This window comes from Bacillus sp. TE8-1, assembly GCF_008368855.1.
In the GTDB taxonomy this organism is placed as follows: domain Bacteria; phylum Bacillota; class Bacilli; order Bacillales; family Bacillaceae_G; genus Bacillus_A; species Bacillus_A cereus.
The window spans coordinates 37,945-62,820 of record NZ_QPET01000025.1; the positions used below are offsets into that span (position 1 = coordinate 37,945).

Consider the following 24,876-nt stretch of genomic DNA (forward strand, 5'->3'; position numbering starts at 1 on the left):
GCACATCCCCTCCATTATATGTATAATATGAAATTCATTTTTAATTCGTAACAATCATATACACCTGCAATCTAACAAAAAAATAGCTCCACCATTAGGCGTAGCTATTTTTACAATTATTGCTTATTCAAATTATATTCCTTTATCTAACTCATAAAGTTTACGATACTTTTCATTTTCTTTCAGAAGTTGTTTATGACTACCTTGCATGACAATTTGGCCACGATCAAGGAATATAACTTCGTCTACATGTTCTATTCCTACAAGATGGTGCGTAATCCAAATAACCGTCTTTTCTTCCGTTGCAGAAAACATTGTTTCGATTAAAGACAATTCTGTTTTTGGATCTAAACCGATAGTCGGTTCATCAAGTACAATAATTGGTGTTTCTTGCATTAGAGTTCTAGCAAAAGCAACCCTTTGTCTTTCCCCACCAGAAAACCGCTTTCCCATTTCATGCATTTTTGTTTGTAATCCGTCCGGAAGAGAAGTAACATGTGAAGCTAATTGTGCTTTCTCTAAAGCTTTCCATATCTCTTCATCCGTCGCCTCTGGTTTGCCAATTCGTACATTATTTCCAATTGTCGTATCAAACAAATGCGGCTTTTGATTTAATACAGAAATATATTTAGATAAAAGATTCGTATGAGCTCTTTCACCATTCAAGACAACTTGGCCATTTACTGGGCTTAACGCCCCTGTTAACAATTTTAGTAAAGTAGATTTCCCTGTCCCACTTCTCCCTAAAATAGCAATTTTCTTCCCTGCTTTTATTTGTAATGATACATCTTTTAATACAATCTCATTACTATCTGGATAACTATACGATACGTGATTCAGTTCAATATCTACATGTTTTGGTTCAATATAATCTTTCTCTCCATGCAAATCCGTTTCATCATGTAAAACACTATTACTTTCTACGCCATTAAGACGATGGGTAGATTCTACATACGACGGTATTCGATCGATGGCATCTACAATAGGAATAAGCGCGTTCGTTACAGATAAAGTCATTAATACGAAAGCTGCGATAACTGTAGGAGCAATTTGTTCACTTGCCGCTTCATTCCCAGTCCATATGATCATCGAAATAACTACAATACCTACTACTAATTGAATGATACTGTCCCGAATATGATACCAGCGTTTCACTCTCTTTTCGATTTTTAACAACTGATCATTTTGTTTTACATACTCATTAATAAATTCATCTTTACGACCACTTGCTTGCCAATCAGATAATCCAAAAACAGCATCTGTCAGTTGTTGATACAAACTGTTTCTTCCTTGCTTTAAAGTAACATGATGTTTCTTCATCAAAAGTAATGATACAAACGGAAGAAGAAAAACGATAATAGCTAACATACAACCTACAATAAGTGCAAAAACAAAATCAAATGCACCGATAACAAGTACGAAGATACTATAAACAACTAACGCTAATATGCTAGGAAATATTGTACGTAAATATAGGTTTTGCAAATGCTCTATATCTTCGGATAACACTCCTAACATATCACCCGTTTGAAATCGAGAACGGAAAAATAACGCCTGTGGTTCTACTATTCTATATAGCCTCGTTCTCATTTTTTCTAATATACGTAGTACGACATCATGCCCGACTAGGCGCTCTATATAATGAAATACAGCTTGCCCTATACTAAACGCTCTTGTTGCAACAATAGGAACATATACAGCCATTACATTTTCTGGTCTAAGGGCAGATTTTGAGATCAAATAACCTGAAATAAAAAGTAACATCGCTCCTGAACTAACTCCAAGAAGACCAAGGAAAATAGTTAAAGTCATTCTACCTTTATTTTGTTTTATATAAGGTTTAACCCAGTTACTCATTTCTCTCCCCTCTCTTCCCTATGAAAATGTAATGTCTCATTCTCTAAAAGTTCTTCATACGTCCCACTTTCTTTCATTTCCCCTTTATTTAAAATAAGGATATGGTCCATTTGTTTCATCCAATGTAGACGGTGAGTTGCTAAAAATACTAACTTTCCATTAAATAAACGTAACATCGCTTGCTTTATTTCAAATTCGGTTTCAATATCAAGATGTGCCGTAGGCTCATCTAATAAAATGATTGGTTTTTTACTTAAAAGCGCACGCGCCATAGCAACACGCTGTTCTTGTCCGCCACTTAGCATACGTCCACCTTCTCCAATTCTTTCGTGTATCCCATTTGGAAGAGATGTAACGAGTGAACGAAGGCCGACTTCATTAATAACTCTTTCAACTTCTTCATCTGTTGCATTTGTTTCATAAAAACGAATGTTATCCTTTAATGAAAGCGGAAAAATATAAGGTTGCTGCGGAATATAAGCAATATTTTTTTGCCAATCTTCACGAGTAGATCCATCAACTTCTAGACCATTTACTAACATCTTTCCACTCGAAGGAGATAAAAAACCTGCTAATACGTCGATTAACGTCGATTTCCCTGCACCACTTTCACCAATAACACCAATAGCACCGTTACCTTCCCAAGTAAAATTAATTCCTTCTAATATAGCCTTTTCAGATTCAGTATTATTAACTTTGATATCTTGTAATTTCAAGCTACTAGAGGCATTCCATACTATATCTTCATTTAAATCTTTCTTTTGTATTCCTTTTTGTTGTTGCAAAATCTCTTCTATTTGCTCCATCGCAATTTGTCCATCTAATGTCGCATGATAATTTGCTCCCACTTGTTTAATCGGCAGAAAATATTCCGGAGCTAAAATCAAAATTGTAAGGGCTGGTAATAGTATAATCGTTCCATCTATTAAACGTATCCCTAATCCAACTGCCACAAACGCAATTGATAAACTCGTAAAGAAATCTAATGCAAAAGAAGAAAGAAAAGCAACTCGCAAAGTACGCATCGTTGCTTTTCTATATCTTTTACTTACTTTTTCAATCTTTCCTTCGTGCTGTTCACTTTTCCCTAAATACTTTAATGTTTCTAAACCTTTTAACGTATCTACAAAATGATTCGAAAGTACACGATATATCTCATACTGACTATCTGCCATTTTTTGCGCTGCTAATCCGAGAAGAATCATAAATATGATCACGATAGGAATCGTTACAACTAAAATGATTCCAGACTCAATATCTAGCGTAAAAACATATAGTACAATTAGACCTGGAACGATACTACTTCTAATCATTTTAGGAATCGTTAATTCAATATATGTTTTAAATTTCTCAATCCCCTCAATTGATAAGGTAACCAGATGACCAGTTCCAACAGTTTGAACATACCTTGGACCTAATGTGAAATATGCCTCTATCAATTGTTTTCTTAGTAACGACCCTGTTTTTTCAGCAAAACGTTCCACTAATATTTGTGATGTTCGAACTACTATGTTACGCGCTGCAAACGCGATACCAAAATAAACAACTTCACTTAATATTGTTTGTACTGTCTCTCCATGAAATAAAAACGTAATAGCTCGTGCTAAAAAGATTGTTTGCGCAATAATACTAAAAGCTTCTAAAATACTAATAATCGTTAACGCTACATATAAAATACGGCTACCGGGATAAGACGGAAGTCCTCTTTTTCTTTTCATTAGTACTCCAAATCGTTGTCTGACTTAACAGGTTGTCTAAATACATAATAACTCCATATTTGACTTCCGATAACGAAAGGCAAAATAGCAATCGCAAAGTAAGTCATAAGTTTTAATGCATAAGCTCCTGATGCTGCGTTGTAAATTGTCAAATCATTCATTGCTCCTAAAGAGCTAATCATAACACGTGGGAACATACCGATAAATACACTCGCACTTAGTAAAATGATTGTTAAACTCGTCATAAAGAAAGCCCAACCATCTCTTCTTCTTTTATTTAATAAAGTGGACACTAATAGTGCTACAAAAGCTCCGATTGGTACCATAATCCATTCTGTTCCATGAGCAGTGAAAATGTCGGTTTTCCATAACCCCACACCAGCAAAAACAAGAAGTGTAATTAATGAAAATGGTGCAATTTTTATTGCAGCAATTCGTGCACGTTCTCTCAATTTACCAGTTGTACGTATCGTAAGAAATTGTAATCCGTGAACAATACATAGTAGGAGAAACATTACTCCTCCAAGTAACGCAAATGGATGAAGTAATTGCAAGAATCCATCTACAACATTTTTACTCTCATCAATAGGTACACCTACCATAAAGTTTGCAATCGCAACTCCCCAAAGGATAGGAGGTAACATACTTCCAATAAACATCCCCCAATCCCATGCACTCTTCCATTTATGATTATCTATTTTTGCACGAAATTTAAAGGAAACACCTCTTAAAATTAAAGCAAGAAGCATAAATACAAATGGAATATAAAAACCACTAAATAAAGTTGCATACCAGTGCGGAAATGCCGCAAACATGGCTCCACCAGCACAAACAAGCCATACTTCATTCGCGTGCCAGAACGGTCCTATTGTATTTAAGTAAACTCGTTTTTCAAAATCATTCTTTCCTAAAAACCTCGAAACCATTCCTACACCAAAATCGAAACCTTCCAGTACGAAGAATCCAACAAACAAGATTGCAATAACTAAAAACCACAACTCATTAAGAGATAACATACTCTTCCTCCTTATCAAATGGATCATGGCTTTGATAATCCTTTTTCGTTTTCTTATTCGTGTGGCCCTTAATGGTACGAACAAATAAGTACACACAAATTCCACCCATAATTAAATACATTGATGTGAATGAAATAAGTGAGAATAATACTTCACCGAATGTTACATTTGGTGATACAGCATCTTCTGTTTTCATTACCCCAAATACTACCCAAGGTTGACGACCCATTTCAGTCATAATCCACCCTACTGTATTACCGATGAATGGAAGAGAAATTGCATACACCATTAATTTTAAATACCACGTTTTTTCAGCTAAACGATCTTTTCTTGATAAGAACCATCCGTAAGCTCCTAGAAGAAGCATGAATGTTCCACTCATTACCATCGCTCTAAAACTCCAAAACATTGTATGCACTGGAGGAATATAATCTCCAGGTCCATATTTTTCCTCATATTGTTTTTGAATTTGATTCATCCCTTCAACTTGACCGCTAAACTTATCATACGATAATAGACTTAGCATATAAGGGATTTGAATTTCAAACGAATTTTCTTTCTTCTCTGTATCAATTTTCGAAAATACTGTAAATGGTGCTGGATCCTCACTTGTATTCCATAGCGCTTCAGCTGCCGCCATCTTCATTGGATGTGTCTTAATTAATTGTTGCGCTTGTGCATGACCAAAGAACAATACAAGCGCCGTTGTAATTGTTCCAACAATGATAGAAATTCGGAAAGATTTTTTAAATACTACAGTTTCTTGTCCTTTTGTAATTTTCCATGCACTTACACCAGCAATAAAGAATGCACCTGTTGCAATTGCCGCTGTAATTGTATGCGGGAATTGTACCCATAGTTGTGGGTTTTGAATAATGGCTAAGAAATCATTCATTTGCGCACGACCATCAGCTGCCATTTCATACCCGACAGGTGACTGCATAAATGCACTTGCAGTTAAAATCCAGAATGCTGATAACATCGTTCCAATTGAAAGGAGCCAAATACACATTAAGTGAATTCGCTTCGGTAATTTGTCCTCACCGAATACCCATAAACCTAGGAATGTAGACTCAATGAAAAATGCCAGTAATCCTTCAATTGCAAGCGAGGGACCAAATACATCACCTACAAAACGTGAATACGTTGACCAGTTCATACCAAACTGAAATTCTTGTAAAATACCTGTTACTACACCTACTGCAAAGTTAATAAGGAATAATTGCGTCCAAAACTTTGCCATCTTCTTATATACCTCTTGCCCTTTTACCACATACAACGTTTGCATGATCGCAATAATAAAAGCTAAACCAATTGACAGCGGAACAAAAAAGTAATGGAAAATCGTTGTTGATGCGAACTGTATTCGTGCCAATTCGAGCGTTTCCATACTAAAATCACTTCCTTCATAGTTTTTATAATAAAAGTTAATTGAGCAATCTTATCAAACTCAATTATTAAGAAATACGAAAAGACAAAAACATTTTGTATGTATTGTCGAAAAATATGAAGTTTCAGTTTTTCAAACTATTGTAATGCTATTTTTTACCTTTTCACTATTTCTGTAGTGTTTTATTCGTTAATCGAATTGTATAATATACCTGCATAGTAAATTCAGGTTATTTTTGACGTATTATTGACATCATTTTGTCTGAAATATGTCTTTTGTCATTTTTTTGAATCAGATTTTTCTCATTAGCAAAATGTGTTTTTTCAATATACTTCTTACTTTTATATCTATAAAACAATCGTTTTTTCTTCATACGCTTGACTTTTACTCGGAAAAATGTCCTCGAAAGCACCCACGATAAATGCTTATTTTTTGTCAAGAGAAAAATGTATTTTCAAAATTCAAACTCGAAATAATGTTATTCAAAAATAGAAAATAACTTCCCTCTTCCTCGACTAAAAGTTCATTTTTTTGTCATTTTTCCAGAACAAATAAAAAAACTGAGAGTCGATTAAACTCTCAGTTTTTTTATTTATTTTGCTGTATGTTTTCTAACGGCTGGTAAAATTTCAGTAGCAATGAATTCAATATTTTTCTCAATTTTATCAAATGGTACACCGCCAAAATCAATTTGTGCCATAAAGCGTTGTTGGCCAAACAATTCATATTGGTAAAGCATTTTCTCAATGATTTGTTGTGGGCTACCAACCATTAAAGCATCACGGTAATCTATTGCATTTGTAAATTGCTGTTTCGGATACCCATCACCGCGCAGTGTAAGCATACCAGCATTAATGTGAGGGTAATATTCACTAAGTGCATCTTGTGAATTTTTTGCCGTATAAAATAAACTCGTTGTCGCAACTGGTAAACTAGCTGGATCAAATCCGCTTTGCTGAGCAGCCTCGCGGTAAGCATCTACTGACACTTTAAAGTTAATTGCTGGACCACCAAGTGTTGTTATCATCATTGGCACACCTGCACGTCCTGCTTTAATTGCACTAGCTGGTGGACCTCCAACTGCACGCCAAATTGGTAAGTTATTATTTTTCGCTCTTGGAATCACCGATGCATGTGCGAGTGGTGCTCTGAACTGTCCATTCCATGTTACATGTTCCTCGTTATTAATTTTTAATAAAAGATCCATCTTCTCTTCAAATAATTCTTCATAATCATTCACGTCATAACCAAGTAAACTATATCCTCCAATACGAGATCCACGACCAGCTACGATTTCAGCACGACCATTAGAAATCAAGTCAATGGTAGCGAAATCCTCATATACTCGAACTGGGTCAGATGTACTTAATATCGTTGCGGAACTTGCAATTTTTATATTTTTCGTAGCTTGCGCGACCGCACCTAAAATAACTGTATGAGCTTGCGTTGTAAAATGCGTTTGATGACTTTCACCTACAGCAAACACATCAAGCCCTACCTCATCTGCTAACTTAGCTGTTTCAATTAGTTCATGAATTCTTTTTTCTGGCGTAATTTTCTCCCCATTATGTGGATTTAAAACATGATCACCAATTGAATATAATCCAAACTCAATTCCTTTTCTTGTATCTATACGGTATTTTTCCATAGTTACTCTCCCCTTTAATAAAGTAGTATTAGTTTTTTTCTAAAAACGTTGGTAAGTCAAGTTTATCTCCGTATTACCTACACCATCACTTGATTAGTCAATTGATGGTGTAAAAAAAATTACTCTTGCGGTAATTCTTTTTTTTCACTATGCTTATGAACTTTCGTCATCAGCTCATATAATATTTTCTGCTCTTCTTCATTTAATACATCATCAAAAAACGAAGATTGAAATGCAAGTTGTTCTGGCAATGCTCTCTCTAAAGCTGCTTCTCCTTGCTCTGTAAGACTAATTGTTTTCGTTTTCCAATCTTGTTTTCGTACAATATATCCTTCTTTTTCAAGACGAGTTAACATTCGAGAAATGCCACCTTGTGTAACAGTTACCTTTTCAGCTAACTCCATTTGTGTTAGTGGTTGATACGTACGTATTTGCAAAAGCACATCAAATTGAGCTGTCGTTAAATCAAAACGTTTTAAAAACTCATTTGACATTTGATTACTTTGGTTCGTAAATCGTATTAAACGTAACCATATTAATGATCCTATCGTATTATCACGCATGTTTGATCACTTCCTATCGTGAATCTTACTATCACTTTACCACTCAAGTGATAGTAATGCAAGAGAAAATCACATTTTTTATATAACTCAACTTACTTTTACTTAACTAATGGCATCACTCGTGTAGTATTAGGTCTACTTGCCATTCTCTACATCTTCATAAAAAAAGGATTAAGCTCCAACGCCAATCCTTATCATGCATTTATTTTTTGTTTTCAAAACAGTATGTTTGAAATTCACACCATCTAATCTATTATTTTCTTTTATCGTAACGTAAATTCATTTGAGCATACCGTCTTCATGTAAAACCTGTATAAGTTTGCATAAAAAACCTTGTTTACACCAATTGGGCTTTTACAGGATATATCATTTAAGTTCTACCTTTACTTCCTCTTTAGACATAACATCAGGTCTATAAATTAATTCAAGATTAGAATCACCTTTTTTCGCTTCAAACGTTATGGCTCCTGTTATCTTACCGTTTGGATCTACATCTTTAATTTTAAAAACGTTTTTATTACTAGTTGAAAATGTATGGTCCACGATACTTCCATCTCCTCTTTCAAGGTAAAAATCTAATGGATTAATTCTAACTTTTTGATTACCAATATTCTCTACTGTAACATGAACAATAACAAACTCATTACCTTTTTCCAGCTTATCATATTCTGCCACTTGTGCTATTTGTACTTTATGGACTGTTAATTTTTGATTTCTAATTTGAGTAGTTTTTTCAACATTATATTCTCTTGTATCTTCATTCTTCGTATTTTCTTTTTTGGCACTACTTTGCTCTTCCTTCGTATTATTTGATACAGTTTTAGCTACTTCTTTCTTCTCATCACATGCCGATAAACTGAAAGCTAACGTCCCTGCTAAAGTGACTGTCGCGATTTTTTTAAACATAAATTCCCTTCCCCCAATGTAAAAATGATAAAAATTCCCAAAAACTATATATTATACTAACAGATAAATGAACAGCATATTGTCGTTATGTGTCGAATGTAATAAAGCTATGTATAAGTATGAAGTCTTACTTTGCTTCATCTCTCAACTGTTCGACATATGATAAAATTTTAACAATAAGACATCCACCTTACTTACGAACTCTTTATTCCCATAACTATGTGTATCATAAATTTTTAAATAAGAAAAAATTAAAATAAAATGATAAAATTAAACAAATCACTAATATAAAGGTGGGCAGAACATGCATATTTCTAAACAATTTATACAACCATTCCCTGAATATGAAGACATATTTTATGATGATTTGGAACAACATAAAAAGCACTTTTTACCCATTTGTTCTATAAACTTACAATGTATTGAACCGGAATTAGACGAATGGGTACATATTGTGTCAGCAAAAGAAATCCATGATGGTTGTGTGGGTGATTTCACCAAACCATTTCACACAAATTTTACGAAAGCAGATACATTAGGATTCGATGTCATTAATGGAAAATATAAATTTGAAGCGGATTGGAATTATTTCGAAATCGAACAAAATAATTCTGACATAATAGAACAAGCCTATGAGCGTAATAAAAGAGATTATCAAATCCGTAAAGAGTATTTTCAACGTAATCAAAAAATTTATCCTTATTCTAGCTTAGGAAAAGAAATAACATCTGTAGAAGTATTAGAACAAGAGTTTGCTGAAAAACAAACAAATGGCTGGGGATTAAATTATCCTGTGGTAAATGGTATCCTAGATGATATTCGTTTTATGACAGAAGAAGGTGAAGAATTATTAGAAGACTGCGATAACGAAGACGAAATTTTTGACTTTACGAATCTTCTATATGTACCAAAAGATGAATATGGACATCCCTTTACATATGTTGGATTTGTTACAGGATATTATTTTCAAGCTTATGGTGCCGATCGTATTTACTTATTCTTTAATAAAGAATTAAGAAAAGCAGTAATTTGTTTTGAATATACATAAGATAATTAAGAAAAGTCCATTTTGAACATTATTACTTGAATCAAAATGGATTTTTTATAAATAATTTATTTCTATTTCAATTCCGCATCTACTGTGAAATGTGTAAAACCTCATATAATGTAATATCCTCTATCTCTTCAATTTCAGGCTTTACTTCATAAAATCCAAACTGACTATATCCCCACTTATCTGGGTTATACACTATTACATTCCCTTTACAATTTTCTGTATTCTGGACATTCTTATTAAAAAAGTTAAATTGAGTTTCAATCAATGAATTCTTTTGAGAAATACTCCCCACGTATTCAACAACATACTTACATTTCTTAAAATCATCACTTAGATTAACAACTAATGGAACACCTATATGTATTTGTTGCCATCCAAAAGATTGTAAAATATTATCGTAGTACCCTTCAAATATAAATTTATTCATCCCTTCATGACCATCCCAAATATATAAAGGTGCATAGCAGTTATAAAAATTCCCGTCTTTCTCCGTTTCCGTAATTAAATAAGCTTTAAAATTTAGTGCTTGGAAACCATCAGTTTTATAACCATTATCCTTTACCCTTTTCTTAATAATTTCCATGTCATAATCCTTTGGCAAAATGACCTTATATTGCATTCCAATCATGTTTATCACTCGCTTTCAATCTTATATACATTATGATAAATCGATAAGTAGCTAACGTAAAATAGGTATAAATTATGTTTGGTATCATTTATAATGATAGTGCATAAGGGGCTGAGATATATGGAAATAAATGATCTTATTATATTCAAAACTGTAGCCAGTGAGGGTTCTATTAGTAAAGCTGCTAAAGAGTTAGGTTATGTTCAACCGAACGTAACTGAAAGAATCAAAAAATTAGAACAAGAATTAGAAACGCCCTTACTACATAGAGATAACAAAGGCGTTTCCTTATTACCTTCTGGTGACATTTTATTAGATTACACGAATCAAATATTAACTCTATTAGAAGAAGTAAAAGATGAAATTAAAACGAGTGGTTCTTCTTATATAATAGCGACGTCACAATCTATTTTGACAAATTATTTAAGTAAGCGTATTGAAGAAAACTTTAGAAATTATCAAATATATGTAGAAAGTAGTAGTCATTTGCAAAAATTACTGCAGCAACAAAAAGTTGATATGGTCATCACTTATGAGGATGATTCTGGTGCAGGTTTTAAAAAAGTATTTACTACTTCAATTTCTATAGGCTTACTAAAAGATCAAGAAAAATGTATCATTGACTATTCAAAGGAACTCTTCTTCGTTAGTAATGACAAAAAGTGCCCTTTTAGAAATAAGACGATACAATTTCTAAAAGAAAATAATTTATCTCAGCGTCAACTTCAACAATTAGATTCTTATTCGCTTATGGAAGAGTTTATTCAGGACGGAAAAGGGATAGCCTTTTTGCCGATTAAAAATGATAAATTGGTAGCAATTGAAGATGTTCCAGTTGAGAAATTAGCTGTTCATTTTTTTACAAATCAAAACTCTTTCAAACAAATCCCTGATGAACTATTTGGTTAATAAAAAATCCCTCCTTTATGAATCTAAAAGAGGGATTTTCATATTCTATACAATTGATTTTTCACACATTTTGCTCCACTTCTGCACTTTTCTCCTTCTTATTCCGTTTCATATTCTTCAGTCCCTTAACCGTGCCAACTAATCCTTTCGGGAAAACTAGCAATACGATAATGTACAATAAACCAAGAATAATCGTCCATCGTTCAAAGATCGGATACTCTGTAGCTAGTTCTGATAAATAATATTTTAGAGATTCAATAATTCCAGCTCCTGCAATTGCTCCAATTAACGTTCCAACCCCACCAATCATCGTCATCAATAATGCATTTAATGTCATTTCAATTGAAAATACAGTCGTATTAACAAAACGCAATGTGATAACAAATAAACCACCGCTAATCGCAGCTACTACTCCTGCAACAATGCTAGCAATAATTTTATAATGAAGCACTTTATATCCTAGTGCTTCAACACGTTGCTCATTTTGGGAAATTGCCTTTAATACTTTTCCAATAGAAGATTTGGTGAAAAGACGTAACAGAACAAAAATGATCAGTAAACATATAAGTGTTACATAATAAAACGTAAAACGATCACGGAATACGTCTGGTACCCCAAATGTAAAACCATCTCCTCCGTGAGTAAGCCCACGCCATTTTTCAGCAAGTACGAAAAATAACTGTGAAATAGCAAGTGTTAACATTGCATAAAAATGACTTTTCAATCGTAAAGAAAGCAAACCAATTATATAACTAACGATTGCTGAAACGATAATTGCAGCTACTATTCCAATTAAAAAGTTCGTTATTGATACGCCTTGTCGATCAAATAAAAGCGCTACCCCATATGCTCCTATCCCAAAGAACATACAATGACCGAACGATACAATTCCTGTATACCCAAGCAATACATCAAAACTCATTGCAAAAATAGCAAAGATGAAGATTTGAGTGAACAAAATTAACAGGCTCCGTGAATCATTTACGAACGGAAATACACTTAAACAAATGAGCATACATACTCCGAAGTATACTTTAATTCGGTCCGATGTGTTGTTCACCATTTCACCCCTTTTCACCAACAAGTCCAGTTGGCTTCACTATTAAGAAAAATAGTAACATTAACATATTAATTGCAAGTGATAAATCTGGTATAAAATACGCTGTAAAAGCACCAGCTAATCCGACAATTAAAGAAGCAATAGCTGAACCTTGAACGCTTCCTAATCCACCGATAATTACTACTATAAAAGCTAAAATTGCATACTGCATGCCCATCTCGGCGAAAATAACGCCCGAATACGGTGCTAATAAGAATCCTCCCAAAGCTGCCATCCCTGCCCCTAATAAAAAGACGAAAGAAAATATCGCTTTTACATTAATACCAAGCGCTTGAACCATTTCTTTATCCATTACACCTGCACGGATCATAAGACCTATCTTCGTCTTTTTGAGTAATAGTAGTAGTGCAATGTAAATAATTATCCCAATTAAAATAACGAATAGACGATATTTAATTAATATAATACCTCCGAATGTAAAACTTCCTTGTAACCATAACGGTAATTTTGCACTAATAGGGTTTGGCCCCCAAAATATTTTAATACACTCACTAAGAACGAGCATTCCTCCAAGCGTAACGAGCAGCTGTCGAACATGATTTCCATATACCGGTCTAATAAGAAACCTTTCTAAAATAAATCCTAGGAACATTCCCATGGCTACTGCTCCAACTAAAGCTAATATATAACTTCCTGTCATATTAAATAACCAAACACCTGTAAATGCTCCCCATGCAAATAAACCACCGTGTGCAAAGTTTAAAACGCTCATTAGACCGAAAATAAGTGAAAGACCTGATGCTAACAAAAAAATGAGCATCCCTGTTGAAATCCCATTTACAAATAAATTGATTAACACATCCATCCTTTTCACCTCGGATTCATGTTAAGAGATTCCTAAATATTTATGACACATTTCCTTATCCTTTTTTAATTCATTCATAAAACCGTTATGAACAATTCGTCCGTTATCCATAATGTAAAAATAATCGCCAATTTGACTGGCCATCATAAAATTTTGCTCAACAAGTAAAACTGTTGTTTTCTCTTTCATCTTCAAAATAGCTACCATTAATTTCTCCACCATTATCGGGGATAGCCCTTTGCTCGGTTCATCAATAAGTAATAATCCATCACTATTAATAAACGCTCTTGAAATAGCCAACATTTGCTTTTGCCCTCCGCTCAAGAGCCCACTTTTCTTATTCCAAAACTGCTTTAAATCCGGAAATAGTTCCAGCATCCACTCTATTTTCCCTTCTACTTCCTCACCTTTTCCCCTAGCAAGAGCGAAAGTTTCTTCTACTGTCAAATCATGAAAAATACCTTGATTTTCTGGTACATACCCTATTCCTTTCCTTGAAATTAAATGTGTAGGTAATCCACTCACTTTTGCACTATCATAATAAATTTCACCATCTGCAATCCGGTGAAACCCCATAACTGAACGTAATGTCGTTGTTTTCCCTGCCCCGTTTCTACCAAACAGTACAGTAATCGTCCCTTTCTCAACAGTAAGAGATACTCCTTGCAAAATATGAAACTGATCTAAATACGTTTCTATATTATTCACTTGTAATAGTGCCACTATATAATCCCCCTAAATAAGCACTTTGTACACGCTCATCTTTCATAATTTCTTCTGGCAATCCTTCAGCCAATAACTCTCCATGAAATAAAACGATAAGATGATCTGACAAACCTAGTATCATATCCATTTTGTGTTCGATAAGTACAATTGTGCTCTCTGGATGTTTCTTAATATTTTCAATCACTTGTAATATAGCAGGGACTTCCTCAACCGAAATACCTGCCGTCGGCTCATCAAGTAATAACACATCCGTTTTTAAAGCTAATAACATCGCAAGTTCTAGCTTTCTTTTCTCTCCATGTGCCAAATCTTTCGCTAATATGTTCTCTTTCTCATGAAGTAATACTGTTTTTAAGAAACGTCTCGCCTCTCCAACTTGTTGCTTTAATTTTGCTGAACTCGGGAAAAAACTATAGTAATCTTGTACGAATGATTGAACACTTAAACGGACATTTTCAAGTACCGTTAATTCTGGGAATATGTTTGTAAGCTGAAAAGAGCGACCGATTCCTAAGCGTGTTCGATCTGAAATCGATAGTTTTGTAATATCTTGCCCTTTAAAATACACTTCACCTGTTGTAGGTGAAATCTGTCCACTTAGTAAATTAAATAATGTTGTCTTCCCCGCACCATTTGGCCCGATAATAGAAATGAGCTTTCCTTTTTGGACAGTTAAATTTACATCTTTAATAACTTGATGTTCACCAAAAGATACACTAAGATTTTTCGTCTCTAGCAAATGTGTCACGAAATCCCTCCCTTTAAAGCCGTGAGTATGAAGGAAATATGTATAAAGAGGGTCCCCCCTCTTTATACAAAAACAACAGAAAATTCAGTCTATTTATTTTGAACTGGTGGTTCTGTTTCTTTCATCGTTAATTCTCGCTCTAACACTGGCACCGGATAATCAACACCATCTTGCTTTTTCAATGTGATAGAATACAGCGTCTGCATCGCTTGGTGGTCCTTCTCTCTAAACTTCATCTTTCCTTTCGGTGTATCAAATTCCATTCCTTCCATTTTCTTAATCAAGGTATCTACATCTGTATCACCTTTTGTTTTCTTTAAGGCTTCTACAATAGAAATTGCTGCTGACATTCCTCCCGCTGTAAACAAATCTGGCACTACACCATTAAAACGTTTTTTATGCTCTTCAACTAGCCAATCATTCACTTTATTTTTTGGAAGTGTGTGATAATATACAGAAAAACCTTGCATACCTACTAATGCATCCATTGTTTTTAATGCTGGTATATCTGGCGCACCTGTAGAAATTTTAATACCTTGCGCTTCCACATTCATATCTTTCAACTGTTTCCAAGGTGAATTTGCCCCTGCCCAAGCGATAAATAAATAATCTGGTTTTGAACTAATGATATTTTGAATATTCGCTGTAAAATCTGTTGAATTTGTATCCGCGTATTGCTCATTCACAATGCTCGCACCTAATTTTTTCGCACCCGCTTTAAATGCAGCAATCCCTTCACGACCAAAAGCGTTATCTGGGGCAAATGTCGCAATCTTTACATCTTTTTTCGCAATTGCTGCTGCTCCTGCAATCGCATCTTGTGAGGAACTTCTTCCAGTTCTAAAAATATATTTATTCCAGTTCTTCCCGGTAATACTATCCGCAACTGCCGGTTCTACAACCATAATCTTTTCATATTCTTCAGCCAGTGGTAAAACCGCTAACGTATCACTTGAACTAGACGATCCAACTAAAAAATCAACTTTCTCTTCTTCTAATAACTTCGTAGCTTTTTTAACTGCTACATCCGCTTTCGTTTCTGTATCTTCTACAACAAACTTAATCTTTTTCCCATCTACTTTCCCAGTTCCACCAGTTGCATAATCTAACCCTAATTCAAATCCGTTCACTGTTTGTTTTCCATACGATTCTAGCGGTCCTGTTAAAGAAGCAAGGACTCCTACCTTAATCGTTTTTTCATCCTCTGTACTTGTTTTCTTTCCTGAACAAGCTGCCGTTATTAATAACGAACCTAAAACACAACCAGTAAACATTGTTTTTAGCCACTTACGTTTTTTCATCGACATTGTGATCCTCCCCATACTTTACTTTCTGATAGAATCAAACACGCCAAAATCCCCTGTCCGTAATCATGACTAACTAATTCGATAGATAATGGAAAACTCTTGTAGTACCCTCTACATTCGGCACAAATATATAATCACCTTCCTATGTAATGGAAACGAACATACAATCAATATATATTCTGCAATCCAATTGAAAATACTGTTTCATTTCAGTAATGACCATACAAAAAGACTAACTTATTTTTAAGTTAGTCTTTTCCCCTTAATTAGAGTTAAGTTCTACTTTCTCTAACCCTTCAGCCAATTGTTTCTTATCTAGTCCTTCTCCTATTACTACTAAGTTTGTCGGGAAACCGAAGTCTTGTTCTAATAAAGTTGGTACTCCGAACGAATATTGGAATAGGTGAGGGTATTTATCTCCATGGAATTTCACAAAACCTTTCACTCGATAAATACTATCTGGTAAATTCGAAAGCCATTCATATAATTTGTCTTGATCAATCGGTTTCGTAAATTGATATGTCATTGTTTGTATATGTAAATGCTGTTTGACATGTAGTGTCTCGTGTTCCTCATCATTTGGAAATTCTGCTTCTTCTATATCTTTTAAAGATATATTACAATACTTTGTCTCATACATTTTCGCATGATCATTTATTGCCTTTACTTCTTCAAATACTGTATTCTTATCTTCATCTGTTAGTAAATCTGCTTTATTAACAAGAATGTGACTACCAAATTTCAGTTGCTCATGCAATAGCTGTTGTACATTTGCACTTAATATACTTCGATTTAACCACCTTACTGCATCTAAAACGACTACAATTGATTTCACTTCCAGAAAAGGAGCTAAAATTGGCGAGACACACGCGTCTAACACTTCAATTGGATGCGCAACACCTGTCGTTTCTATATAAATTACATCTGGTCTTTCTTGTTGGTATAACGAATGTAATTGTATTTCAAGCTCTTCTTTTAACGTACAACAAATACATCCTTTAAGAAGTTCTCTTAAAACATTCTCTTTTCCAATAATATCTGTATCTACTGAGTATTCACCAATTTCATTCATTAATACTGCAACTTTTCTATTCTTCTTTTTCTCTGCTAACAATAAATTTTGTAATAATGTTGATTTTCCACTACCTAAAAAACCACCTAATATATGAATCTCCACTTTATTCATTCAACCGACCATCCATTTCTTTACTTCAAATGTATTCAAAGCGTAATAATTACGATTTATATTTATCATTTTATTAAAAGAATGACCTTTTGTAAATATAAGAGATTCACTGTTCATTTACTTCATATGCAACTCTAACTCCAGACTCAATTGCCCCTTGCATCCATCCATGTGTTAATGTCGTATGCTCTCCTGCAAAATGTACTTTTCCAGATGGTGGTGTAATATACGGAAATAACTCGAGCTCTTGGCCTGGTTCGAAAGCTGTAAATGCACCGCAAGAATACGGATTTTTACTCCAGCTAAAAGATGTTCCAGTGACAAACTCACTATAGACGATGTCACCGTATATTTCCGCTAAATTTTTTAATGCGTAACGAATACGATCTCTTTGCGGGAGACTATCCCATGTTAACGCCTCATCTGCCCACGTATAACTTGCTATAACGATAGCTGGTCCTGGAGTATGAATGCCATAACTCGGATAGTATGTAAACCGTATCGGTAAATCAGTAATAGATTTACCGCCACACTGTCCCGCTTTCTCCCAAAATCTACTTTTAAACTCTATTGCAATTTTAGTTGCAGCAATATAATTTAATTCACGAATTGCTCTTTTTTTAAAATAAGAGAATAAATAGTATGGCTGAACTTCTACAAATCTTAACGCTGAAAATGGAATTGTAATAATAGCAAAATCACTTGTTATTGTAAATTGCTCTAACGTTTGTTCATGATTTCCTTGTAACATTACTTTATTATCTTCTTGTATAATTTTATCAACCTTATACGGCATTAAAATATGTTCCCTTAATTGTGGTAAGAATGCATTCGATAACTTATCCATTCCACCAGTTATTTCATAATATTTCGTTGTTGAAGTAAAGAAAATCATTTCACGTAATACTTCAATTAAGGACATTCCCATATAAGCTTCCATATCAAGAAGTACCCCAATCATATCTATCGCACCATCTGAATAATACTCCATTAAAAATGAACCAAGCGAATACGTTTTATACTTTTTTTCAACGATAAGCCAGTTTTTATCAGGATCCTTCTTAATGTAATTTAGTATTGGTTCTAATACTTCAATCATTAGCTCTTCTGCCGTTTTTCCTCTTTCTTTATCCAAAACCGGATATTCAAGTACACTTGGATCATTTTCAAACACATTCAATCTCGTTTGAATGTTATTCGTATAAATGATATCTGCAAAAGTTTTATTTATAAAAAGATTTAAAGGTAGTTTAAATTTATGAATATACGCTAAGGTTAACTTATGGGTGTCAGGGATTCTCATCGGGCCCGCATTAAAATATAAACCCACACTAAATGGTTCCCGAATCGTATACACTCTGCCACCTATTCTGTTATTTGCTTCTATAATCGTTACTTCGTGCCCAGCCTCTTTTAATAAAGAACCTGCAACTAATCCAGAAATCCCTGCACCTGCAATCGTAATCCGTTTTGGGTTATTCTTTTTAACAAGCCCTGCATGAATAATATGAAGCATTTCTTCCATTGCTAATGGATTCCCCATGCCATTTCCCCTTTTACAAAGGATTTTACTGAATTATATTCGGTTCACTGAATTCCTATGTTTTGTTCGCTGATTTGCACGGATACATTTTCAAATACTTGAATATCTTTTATAAAATGTAATAAACTAGATATGACTCTATAGAAGTAAGACGTATTATCTTACATAATAAAATCAATGAAATTGCGAGGAATTTTGAAATGAAAAAAGGTATTAACCGTGTTGTATTAGTAGGAACAGGAGCAGTTGGATGTAGTTATGCTTACTGCATGATTAACCAGGCTGTAGCTGAAGAATTTGTTTTAGTCGATGTAAATGAGGCAAAAGCTGAAGGGGAAGCAATGGACTTAAGTCATGCTGTTCCATTCGCACCAGCTCCAACTAGAGTATGGAAAGGCAGCTACGAAGATTGTAAAGATGCTGACCTTGTAGTTATTACAGCTGGATTACCACAAAAACCAGGCGAAACACGTTTAGATTTAGTTGAGAAAAACGCTAAAATCTTCAAACAAATCGTTCGCAGTATTATGGATAGCGGATTTGATGGCATCTTCTTAATCGCAACAAACCCTGTAGATATTTTAACTTACGTAACTTGGAAAGAATCTGGTTTACCGAAAGAACGTGTAATCGGTTCTGGTACAACGCTTGATTCTGCTCGTTTCCGCTATATGTTAGGTGAGTACTTCGATATTGGTCCACACAACATTCACGCTTATATTATCGGAGAACACGGCGATACTGAACTTCCAGTTTGGAGCCATGTTTCCGTTGGTATCCAAAAACTACAAACACTGCTTGAAAAAGACAACACGTATAATCAAGAAGATTTAGACAAAATTTTCATAAACGTCCGTGATGCAGCTTACCATATTATTGAGCGTAAAGGCGCAACTTATTATGGTATCGGTATGTCACTTCTACGTGTTACAAAAGCAATTTTAAACGACGAAAATAGTGTATTAACTGTATCAGCTTACTTAGAAGGTCAATACGGTCAAAAAGATGTTTATATCGGGGTACCTGCTGTTTTAAATCGCGGCGGTGTTCGTGAAATTTTAGAGGTTGAATTAAGTGAAGATGAAGAATTAAAATTCGACCACTCTGTTCAAGTATTGAAAGAAACAATGGCTCCGGTTCTTTAATGAAAATAAAAAGCAATCCAATTTATTTTGGATTGCTTTTTATTTTCATTATCTCCTATGACTTTTTAGTGATTTTCTATCATTTCTTATTTTTTAGTCGCATCCTCATTATTTATATCAAGTACATCTAATAAAAAGATAAAGATTGGTATCCCGATAATAAGCCCCCATATTCCGAGGAAATGCTCTGAGAAGATAAGAATCATAAATGTGTAGAATATTGGTAAATTTGTTTTTGCAGACATAAACTTCGGATTTAAAAAATAACTTTCAAGAGCATGGATTACTGTTATGAATACGAGTATGTATACTACGTACATAACTCCGCCTACGTTGTAAGCAATGATACAAAGTGGAAACAAAGAAATAATCACACCTGCAACAGGAATCAACCCTAGTAAGAAAATCATAACAGCTAATACAAGTAGCTGTGGAAATCCTAAAACGATTAATGCAATGACAGTAAGAATACAATTTACAACGGCAATTAAAAACTGAGCCTCAATTACTTTGCCGAACGATCTTGCAAATCTTTCACCAAAATATGCAATTTCTTCATAAAAGATTTTTAACTTACTATCTTTAAACTTTGATGTAAATGTAATAATACGCTCTTTTTCTAATAAGAAAAATAAGCTTAAAATTAGAGATAATAATATTTGTAAACTTACCTTCCCTATATTTGCTATTGATTGATATATGACGTCTACACCTTGTTCTATATATTTTGATACTTCCATCCCATTAATTGTCGAAAGTGCATATTTAACGATTTCATTATCAGGTGGATTTTGAAAAAACAGTTTAAATTGATAAATTAATTGTGAAATTTGTATCGTCAGCACAGGTAAATATTTATATAATGTTGTGCCTATAAAGGAAACTAGTATTATATATAAACATGCAATAACAATTTTCCGGTTTACTTTCAATTTTCTTGAAATAAAACGTTGAAATCGATCCATTAAAAACGTCAGTATAAACGTAATTAATATTAAATTAATCATACTTTTTAATGCGTATAATACAAGCGCTACTATTATTAAAACGAGAAACCGTTGAAACCCTCTACTTCGAAAAAAACTCTTTACTTCATTCATTAAGAATTAACCTCCCCCTTCAATGGATGGAAATTGAATATATTACATTTTATGAACTCCTATAGACAATCTTTCTTACTAATTGAGAAGAATCCTTTTTTTCTTTTCATATTGTTAGATTCGTTTAACTGGAATCCACCAACATAATTTCGGTGGATTCCAGTTATTTTTCATATAATCTTTTATAAACTAGGTGATTTTCTATTTTTAGACTGCTGTTCATACGCATATCCAATATTGAAAAGCTCTTTTTCACCAAACTGTTTCCCTACAAACACTACACTGATTGGTTCTCCATTTTTATCATATCCAGCAGGAACCGCTAATTCCGGATAACCAGCTACAGCTGATAGAAGGACTTCATCGTTATTAATCATAACTAGAGCATCCAAACCTTTTTCTACTAAATACCTATCTAGCTCTTTTCTTGCATTTTCTTGACTCGTTTGCACTACGTTTTCAAACTCTTCTTTCGTTATAGCAGATTTTTCAGACCCTTCAATTAATGTTTGTCCGTATTTTATTCGTCTTTTACTATCCTTTTTATTAAACGCTATAATCTCTTCTAACGATTTTACCGGTACATTCTTTTGCTGTGAAAGATAGTCGTTTACATTATGCTTGAACTCATATTCTAATGTTTGCAAATTATCTACACCCTCAGCACTTAACTGGATATTATCAGTTAATATCGCACCTGCATCTTGAAGGTCTTTTCTAATTTTTTCTGCTACTGCTTTTCTATTTTCATCTTGTTGGTCTACAGAAAAAAGAAGCCCTATCTTTTTCCCTTTTAATCCATCTATTGATAAATCCTTTGTATAATCAATCCTTTCTTTATCTTTCATTTTTTCTGTCATAACATCTTTTTCATCATAACCTATCATTGCATTAAATAGCGTTGCTGCATCTTTTACTGTTCTTGCCATAGGTCCTGCTGTATCAAGAGTTTCAGCTAATGGAATAATTCCTGTTCTACTTACCATACCTAAAGATGGACGTAACCCAACTACTGATTGCTGCGCCGCTGGTGCAACAATCGATCCCGTCGTTTCTGTTCCAATTGCAAGCGGCGCAAAATCTGCTGCAACTACTGTAGCAGATCCTGAACTTGATCCTGAAGTATCGAATGTAATCGGACCGTACGGATTTAAATTTTGTCCTTTCTTCCCGCTATACCCGCTTGGCATTGTAAAAGATAAATAGTTCGCCCACTCAGACATATTCGCTTTTCCTAAAACAAATGCTCCTTCTTCTTTCAACTGCTTCACAATTGTTGCGTCTTGATCTGCAATCCAATCTTTTAATACATAAGTTCCTGCACTAGTCGGCATCACTTTTTCCGTCTGTACATTATCTTTTACAACGACAGGAATACCATATAAATTCGACTTTTTGTTTCTCCCCCGCTCTTGATCTAACTTTCTTGCTTCTTCCATCGCATTAGGATTTATCTCTGTAACAGAATTTAATGTTATTCCATTTTGATCATGTTCTTGTATTCTAAAGAGATAAATACTCGTTAATTCTTCATATGACAACTTTCCATCATCAATCATTTTTTGAAGCTCATCTATAGTCGCATTTACGACTTCTTTTTCTTTTATCTTTACATTTTCTATATTGATTCCTTTAAGCTGATTATGTATCGGTTGTAGCACTCTTTCTTTATCATATACAATACGCTCAGGTTCCTTTGGAAAATAATTTTTATACACGTAATATCCGCCGGCACACGCTAATAAGACAATGCCTCCAGTGATAGACAGCGTTACCTTTACCCATTTCTTCATGTTGCTTCCTCCACTCTATAAGATGCTTAGCTATACAAAAAAGAGAGTTACCTTTTACTTAACTCTCTCCAATCAAAATGCTAAATGAAAAAATGAAAGATTTCAATCTAATTACTTCTTTTTTTGCATTTGCTTTGCTAACATTTCTTTCACTTGATTATACGTTAATCCTGAATTTTTATTTAAACGCTTTACTTCCTCAACATCAGTACCTACCACTGTATATTTTTTCTCATCATTCATTTTTCTAATTCCCTTCTCACCGTATTATTTCTTATATTTCTTCCCTAAATGCGCATAAATTAACACCACTACAAAAAAGGAAGCTGTTTTTTAGCACAGCTTCCTTCTCGTTACATATTGTATTTCTTAATAAAATTTCACTACATCTTCAGTAGGCAAGAACGTTCTTTCTGCTGGTTGTTCGTTTGGTTCACCAAATGGCATTTGACCTACTAAGCTCCACTCTGCCGGAATGTTCCAAGTTTCTTTCACTTCAGCATCTACGATTGGGTTGTAATGTTGTAATGACGCCCCAATTCCTTCAGCAGATAATAGCATCCACACAGTATGTTGTAACATCGCATTTCCTTGATGAGACCAGAATGGGAACTGATCTTTGTATAATGGAGCATTTTCTTGCATTTTTTCTACAGTTGCTTGATCTTCAAAGAATAGAACTGTTCCTACACCTGCATGGAAGCCTTTTAGTCTTTCTACAGTCGCTTCAAAGTTTTCTGCTGGTACGCGTGCTCTTAGTGTTTCTTTAACGATATCCCAAAACTTTTCATGCTCTCCATCCATTAATACAACCATACGACCACTTTGCATATTGAAAGATGTTGGTGCGTGTAAAGCTGTTTTTAACACTTCTTCAATTCTTTCTTTCGTAATTGCATCATTTTTTGTTACTTTACGAATTGAACGGCGGTTCACGATTGCTTCTTTTAAGTTTGTTGTAGTTGCTGACATTTTAATTCCTCCAAATGTTTGTTTTATAATTTATTTTGTTATTTCATAACAAGCGAATTAGCAATATCCATCGGTATTACATTGCATACCTTCAAATGAATTTGTTTTATCCTTTTCAATTTCTTTATCAATGACCCTTTCTAGTGTTTCTTTACTAGCAAGCCCTTGAATGACTTCATCTCCAATCATGACAGTTGGAACAGCCATAATATTCGCTTCATCATATGCGTGTTGAATTGCTTCTTGATGCTTTTCTTTATATTTACGAGTTACTAAAGCATCTTTAAATTCCGCCTCAGGAAGTCCTATTTCTACCGCTAATTTTGTTAACACATCAATATCTTCAATGTTTTGCTCTTCTTGGAAAAATGCTGTGAATACGCGGTGATGATACTCATTACCTAGTCCACGTTCTTTTGCAAATTGACATCCTTCGAAAGCTAAATGTGTATATGGATGTGGTGAAACACGTGGCAAGCGCATATCAATTCCTAACTTCTTCGCTGTCGGAAGAATGAAAGCATCCCATGAACCTAATTTTTCTGGTTCATTCCATGGATCTATTTTTGAATATGGACTTGGACGTAATTCAAATGGCATCCATTCAATCTCTACATCTTTCTCTTTCGCTACCTCATCTAATGGACCTTTTGCTAAAAAACAAAACGGACATATAAAATCTGAGTATACTTTCATTTTTACAGTCATAACTTTTACACCTTACCTTATCGTTGTAATC

At 34.1% G+C, this 24,876-nt stretch carries 23 protein-coding genes; 3 read left to right on the forward strand and 20 right to left on the reverse strand.

What is annotated here, in order from left to right:
- Positions 1-132: 132 nt before the first annotated feature.
- The 7 genes from cydC to DN404_RS23105 all read right to left on the reverse strand — a co-directional run bounded on the left by cydC (position 133) and on the right by DN404_RS23105 (position 9,098).
- A complete protein-coding gene (gene cydC / locus DN404_RS23075) occupies positions 133-1,857 on the reverse strand; it encodes a thiol reductant ABC exporter subunit CydC (RefSeq protein WP_006921899.1) in 1,725 nt (574 codons plus the stop codon).
- The gene (gene cydD, locus DN404_RS23080; RefSeq protein ID WP_000824036.1) at positions 1,854-3,575 is read right to left on the reverse strand and encodes a thiol reductant ABC exporter subunit CydD; all 1,722 of its coding nucleotides are present in this window, start codon (positions 3,573-3,575) and stop codon (positions 1,854-1,856) included. Before cydD ends, cydC begins: the two co-directional genes overlap by 4 nt.
- Complete coding sequence (cydB, locus tag DN404_RS23085; RefSeq protein WP_149215508.1) at positions 3,575-4,591, reverse strand: cytochrome d ubiquinol oxidase subunit II; 1,017 nt, start codon at positions 4,589-4,591, stop codon at positions 3,575-3,577. Before cydB ends, cydD begins: the two co-directional genes overlap by 1 nt.
- Positions 4,578-5,981 carry a cytochrome ubiquinol oxidase subunit I gene (cydA, locus tag DN404_RS23090; protein ID WP_000448870.1) on the reverse strand — a complete coding sequence of 468 codons (1,404 nt, stop codon included), beginning with the start codon at positions 5,979-5,981 and terminating at the stop codon, positions 4,578-4,580. Before cydA ends, cydB begins: the two co-directional genes overlap by 14 nt.
- A gap of 592 nt (positions 5,982-6,573) precedes the next feature.
- Positions 6,574-7,629, reverse strand: a complete 1,056-nt coding sequence (locus DN404_RS23095) for an LLM class flavin-dependent oxidoreductase (protein ID WP_006921908.1) — start codon at positions 7,627-7,629, stop codon at positions 6,574-6,576.
- A gap of 119 nt (positions 7,630-7,748) precedes the next feature.
- Positions 7,749-8,192, reverse strand: coding sequence for a MarR family winged helix-turn-helix transcriptional regulator (locus DN404_RS23100; protein WP_001205523.1), 444 nt, complete (start codon positions 8,190-8,192; stop codon positions 7,749-7,751).
- 366 nt (positions 8,193-8,558) lie between these two features.
- Positions 8,559-9,098: a DUF4352 domain-containing protein gene (locus tag DN404_RS23105; RefSeq protein WP_000473159.1), complete on the reverse strand. Its 540-nt coding sequence runs from the start codon at positions 9,096-9,098 to the stop codon at positions 8,559-8,561.
- Between the two features lie 304 nt (positions 9,099-9,402).
- On the opposite strand from DN404_RS23105, the gene DN404_RS23110 reads away from it, so the two are divergent.
- Positions 9,403-10,146 carry a hypothetical protein gene (locus DN404_RS23110; protein WP_044307241.1) on the forward strand — a complete coding sequence of 248 codons (744 nt, stop codon included), beginning with the start codon at positions 9,403-9,405 and terminating at the stop codon, positions 10,144-10,146.
- 88 nt (positions 10,147-10,234) lie between these two features.
- On the opposite strand, the gene DN404_RS23115 is transcribed toward DN404_RS23110, so the two are convergent.
- Positions 10,235-10,783, reverse strand: a complete 549-nt coding sequence (locus tag DN404_RS23115; RefSeq protein ID WP_016122327.1) for a DUF4865 family protein — start codon at positions 10,781-10,783, stop codon at positions 10,235-10,237.
- Between the two features lie 120 nt (positions 10,784-10,903).
- Between DN404_RS23115 and DN404_RS23120 the strand changes: the two genes are divergently transcribed.
- On the forward strand, positions 10,904-11,692 hold the full coding sequence (locus DN404_RS23120) for a LysR family transcriptional regulator (protein ID WP_149215509.1): 789 nt from the start codon (positions 10,904-10,906) through the stop codon (positions 11,690-11,692).
- Between the two features lie 61 nt (positions 11,693-11,753).
- On the opposite strand, the gene DN404_RS23125 is transcribed toward DN404_RS23120, so the two are convergent.
- The 7 genes from DN404_RS23125 to DN404_RS23160 all read right to left on the reverse strand — a co-directional run bounded on the left by DN404_RS23125 (position 11,754) and on the right by DN404_RS23160 (position 19,127).
- Positions 11,754-12,707: a branched-chain amino acid ABC transporter permease gene (locus tag DN404_RS23125; RefSeq protein WP_002040965.1), complete on the reverse strand. Its 954-nt coding sequence runs from the start codon at positions 12,705-12,707 to the stop codon at positions 11,754-11,756.
- A 49-nt stretch (positions 12,708-12,756) separates the two neighbouring features.
- A complete protein-coding gene (locus tag DN404_RS23130; protein ID WP_000382787.1) occupies positions 12,757-13,617 on the reverse strand; it encodes a branched-chain amino acid ABC transporter permease in 861 nt (286 codons plus the stop codon).
- A gap of 21 nt (positions 13,618-13,638) precedes the next feature.
- A complete protein-coding gene (locus tag DN404_RS23135) occupies positions 13,639-14,340 on the reverse strand; it encodes an ABC transporter ATP-binding protein (protein ID WP_001196709.1) in 702 nt (233 codons plus the stop codon).
- Positions 14,318-15,091, reverse strand: coding sequence for an ABC transporter ATP-binding protein (locus DN404_RS23140; RefSeq protein WP_000149337.1), 774 nt, complete (start codon positions 15,089-15,091; stop codon positions 14,318-14,320). The genes DN404_RS23135 and DN404_RS23140 overlap by 23 nt, the downstream gene beginning before the upstream one ends.
- 89 nt (positions 15,092-15,180) lie before the next feature.
- Positions 15,181-16,398, reverse strand: coding sequence for a substrate-binding domain-containing protein (locus DN404_RS23145; RefSeq protein WP_149215510.1), 1,218 nt, complete (start codon positions 16,396-16,398; stop codon positions 15,181-15,183).
- Positions 16,399-16,660: 262 nt separating this feature from the next.
- The gene (locus tag DN404_RS23150; protein WP_001044939.1) at positions 16,661-17,584 is read right to left on the reverse strand and encodes a CobW family GTP-binding protein; all 924 of its coding nucleotides are present in this window, start codon (positions 17,582-17,584) and stop codon (positions 16,661-16,663) included.
- Between the two features lie 106 nt (positions 17,585-17,690).
- The gene (locus tag DN404_RS23160; RefSeq protein WP_000528002.1) at positions 17,691-19,127 is read right to left on the reverse strand and encodes a flavin monoamine oxidase family protein; all 1,437 of its coding nucleotides are present in this window, start codon (positions 19,125-19,127) and stop codon (positions 17,691-17,693) included.
- A 200-nt stretch (positions 19,128-19,327) separates the two neighbouring features.
- Here DN404_RS23160 and DN404_RS23165 point away from each other — a divergent pair, with 200 nt between their 5' ends.
- A complete protein-coding gene (locus DN404_RS23165) occupies positions 19,328-20,272 on the forward strand; it encodes an L-lactate dehydrogenase (protein WP_000715321.1) in 945 nt (314 codons plus the stop codon).
- 86 nt (positions 20,273-20,358) lie between these two features.
- On the opposite strand, the gene DN404_RS23170 is transcribed toward DN404_RS23165, so the two are convergent.
- From DN404_RS23170 to DN404_RS23185, 5 genes are all read right to left on the reverse strand, one after another.
- The gene (locus DN404_RS23170; RefSeq protein WP_001006597.1) at positions 20,359-21,372 is read right to left on the reverse strand and encodes an AI-2E family transporter; all 1,014 of its coding nucleotides are present in this window, start codon (positions 21,370-21,372) and stop codon (positions 20,359-20,361) included.
- 182 nt (positions 21,373-21,554) lie between these two features.
- On the reverse strand, positions 21,555-23,165 hold the full coding sequence (locus DN404_RS23175) for an amidase family protein (protein ID WP_149215511.1): 1,611 nt from the start codon (positions 23,163-23,165) through the stop codon (positions 21,555-21,557).
- Positions 23,166-23,276: 111 nt separating this feature from the next.
- Entirely contained in the window at positions 23,277-23,408 is a 132-nt protein-coding gene (locus DN404_RS31030) for a hypothetical protein (RefSeq protein WP_000997344.1), read from the reverse strand.
- 126 nt (positions 23,409-23,534) lie between these two features.
- Positions 23,535-24,137: a nitroreductase family protein gene (locus DN404_RS23180; RefSeq protein ID WP_001277021.1), complete on the reverse strand. Its 603-nt coding sequence runs from the start codon at positions 24,135-24,137 to the stop codon at positions 23,535-23,537.
- A gap of 57 nt (positions 24,138-24,194) precedes the next feature.
- Positions 24,195-24,845 (reverse strand): DsbA family oxidoreductase, encoded by a 651-nt coding sequence (locus DN404_RS23185; protein WP_006922059.1) that lies wholly within the window; start codon positions 24,843-24,845, stop codon positions 24,195-24,197.
- Positions 24,846-24,876: the final 31 nt, after the last annotated feature.

Excerpts from the sequence above, each read along its gene's own strand:
- DN404_RS23095 (WP_006921908.1), bottom strand. The coding sequence starts at position 7,629 with ATGGAAAAATACCGTATAGATACAAGAAAAGGAATTGAGTTTGGATTA.
- DN404_RS23185 (WP_006922059.1), bottom strand. The coding sequence starts at position 24,845 with ATGACTGTAAAAATGAAAGTATACTCAGATTTTATATGTCCGTTTTGT.
- DN404_RS23180 (WP_001277021.1), bottom strand. The coding sequence starts at position 24,137 with ATGTCAGCAACTACAACAAACTTAAAAGAAGCAATCGTGAACCGCCGT.
- DN404_RS23120 (WP_149215509.1), top strand. The coding sequence starts at position 10,904 with ATGGAAATAAATGATCTTATTATATTCAAAACTGTAGCCAGTGAGGGT.
- cydA (WP_000448870.1), bottom strand. The coding sequence starts at position 5,981 with ATGGAAACGCTCGAATTGGCACGAATACAGTTCGCATCAACAACGATT.
- DN404_RS23100 (WP_001205523.1), bottom strand. The coding sequence starts at position 8,192 with ATGCGTGATAATACGATAGGATCATTAATATGGTTACGTTTAATACGA.
- DN404_RS23165 (WP_000715321.1), top strand. The coding sequence starts at position 19,328 with ATGAAAAAAGGTATTAACCGTGTTGTATTAGTAGGAACAGGAGCAGTT.
- DN404_RS23110 (WP_044307241.1), top strand. The coding sequence starts at position 9,403 with ATGCATATTTCTAAACAATTTATACAACCATTCCCTGAATATGAAGAC.
- DN404_RS23125 (WP_002040965.1), bottom strand. The coding sequence starts at position 12,707 with ATGCTCATTTGTTTAAGTGTATTTCCGTTCGTAAATGATTCACGGAGC.
- DN404_RS23130 (WP_000382787.1), bottom strand. The coding sequence starts at position 13,617 with ATGGATGTGTTAATCAATTTATTTGTAAATGGGATTTCAACAGGGATG.
- cydB (WP_149215508.1), bottom strand. The coding sequence starts at position 4,591 with ATGTTATCTCTTAATGAGTTGTGGTTTTTAGTTATTGCAATCTTGTTT.
- DN404_RS23145 (WP_149215510.1), bottom strand. The coding sequence starts at position 16,398 with ATGTCGATGAAAAAACGTAAGTGGCTAAAAACAATGTTTACTGGTTGT.
- DN404_RS23150 (WP_001044939.1), bottom strand. The coding sequence starts at position 17,584 with ATGAATAAAGTGGAGATTCATATATTAGGTGGTTTTTTAGGTAGTGGA.
- DN404_RS23115 (WP_016122327.1), bottom strand. The coding sequence starts at position 10,783 with ATGATTGGAATGCAATATAAGGTCATTTTGCCAAAGGATTATGACATG.
- DN404_RS23160 (WP_000528002.1), bottom strand. The coding sequence starts at position 19,127 with ATGGGGAATCCATTAGCAATGGAAGAAATGCTTCATATTATTCATGCA.
- DN404_RS31030 (WP_000997344.1), bottom strand. The coding sequence starts at position 23,408 with ATGAATGATGAGAAAAAATATACAGTGGTAGGTACTGATGTTGAGGAA.
- DN404_RS23170 (WP_001006597.1), bottom strand. The coding sequence starts at position 21,372 with ATGAATGAAGTAAAGAGTTTTTTTCGAAGTAGAGGGTTTCAACGGTTT.
- DN404_RS23105 (WP_000473159.1), bottom strand. The coding sequence starts at position 9,098 with ATGTTTAAAAAAATCGCGACAGTCACTTTAGCAGGGACGTTAGCTTTC.
- cydC (WP_006921899.1), bottom strand. The coding sequence starts at position 1,857 with ATGAGTAACTGGGTTAAACCTTATATAAAACAAAATAAAGGTAGAATG.
- DN404_RS23175 (WP_149215511.1), bottom strand. The coding sequence starts at position 23,165 with ATGAAGAAATGGGTAAAGGTAACGCTGTCTATCACTGGAGGCATTGTC.
- cydD (WP_000824036.1), bottom strand. The coding sequence starts at position 3,575 with ATGAAAAGAAAAAGAGGACTTCCGTCTTATCCCGGTAGCCGTATTTTA.